This is a genomic window from Methanosaeta sp. UBA356 (genome assembly GCF_002496465.1).
Lineage (GTDB): Archaea > Halobacteriota > Methanosarcinia > Methanotrichales > Methanotrichaceae > Methanothrix > Methanothrix soehngenii.
In genome coordinates this window covers 26,772-27,970 of the sequence record NZ_DAKC01000005.1, presented here as the reverse complement: position 1 = coordinate 27,970, position 1,199 = coordinate 26,772, and the positions used below count along the sequence as shown (strand labels likewise).

The window sequence follows — 1,199 nt, the reverse complement described above, 5'->3', positions numbered from 1 at the left end:
TTCACGATTATGCTTGCCCTCCCGGCCTTTCCACTCACCTTCAACGCATATGATGACTACTTCTCCAAGGACGGATATGGGAACACATAGCGAGATATCAGGATGACTGCTAAGATGGAATAAAAATTTTTTAATATCGTACGGATTTATATCCCGCTTGGTTAGGCTTTCGCTCTTATGGCTGATGGAAAAGAAGAAAATATCCGCATCAATGGCTGCTCGCCGCATAGCCATTACTCTTTTCCAAATGCCTTCTTTATGCGAAACATCATCTGGTCATGCTCTTCTTTGGAGACCTTCCAGAGTATCTTGCCGTGGATGTCTGTTGCTCCGCCGTAAGGCATCTGGTTATCATCTAAACTGTAGTACTGCTCTGGTATCTCTTCGGGAATGAGCGACTCCTCCTTCCAATAGATGCATTTTTGCGCATTAGCCAACAGAAATCTAAATGATCTGATTCATATTTAAATTGATCCATCGCACTGTAAACTGCCATGATACCCGTTGGCTCTGCCACGAGCGAAGCACTGGGGAGCGCGACCTTGAACTCCGGCGAGGATGCAGCACAGCTGATGAGCTGCTGTGCAAGTAGCCTAGAATTCGCAATAATTGCAAATCTGGAGACGACAGCCCCGAAACTTCGCCCAAGAATCTCTGTGCGTCCTCCGTGCGCTCTGTGGCTCTGTGGTGTGATCGGTAGTTGTTCGGTTATAATTTTCAGCTAGTAATAAAAGCTGACCCGCCATTGCTTCCCAAAATCCAGCCCCCCTTGAAAAGCTGCCCATCAAATAGGCAAGCCCCCAACCGCAGGCCCGACCGGCCTCCCGGCTCTCATGGCGGCAAGCCCACATGGGCACGCGCGCCCATGCGAGAGCACGCGTACTCGCACGGGGCCCGGCAGGCGGCTGGCCATACCGGATCACGACGAATCATCGGCATCACTTTATAAGGCGTGAAAGCCATATTCATTTATCCATGGAAGACAATCATGATGTTGGTGAGACGATGGGTGCCGTGATCAGGGCTAGATACGAAGATAAGGTCCTCAAGCCCCTTGGGGAGTTGAACCTAAAAGAAGGTGATGAGGTCGAGATAAGCGTCCAAAGGAGCGCTACCAGAAGAATCTTTGGGATCGTAAAGTGTTGGGAGGGGCTAGAGGAAGCGCATGAAGATTACGAGACAAGTGTTCATTGATGCCA

2 protein-coding genes are annotated in these 1,199 nt (G+C 49.9%); one reads left to right on the top strand and one right to left on the bottom strand.

All coding sequences use genetic code 11. The annotated features are described in order from the left end of the window. Nucleotides 1–233: 233 nt before the first annotated feature. Nucleotides 234–437: a hypothetical protein gene (locus BP727_RS00405; RefSeq protein ID WP_013718038.1), complete on the bottom strand. Its 204-nt coding sequence runs from the start codon at nucleotides 435–437 to the stop codon at nucleotides 234–236. Between the two features lie 538 nt (nucleotides 438–975). Here BP727_RS00405 and BP727_RS00400 point away from each other — a divergent pair. Then, nucleotides 976–1,194, top strand: coding sequence for an antitoxin family protein (locus tag BP727_RS00400; RefSeq protein ID WP_276621103.1), 219 nt, complete (start codon nucleotides 976–978; stop codon nucleotides 1,192–1,194). Nucleotides 1,195–1,199 lie beyond the last annotated feature (5 nt).

Excerpts from the sequence above, each read along its gene's own strand:
- BP727_RS00400 (WP_276621103.1), top strand. The coding sequence starts at position 976 with ATGGAAGACAATCATGATGTTGGTGAGACGATGGGTGCCGTGATCAGG.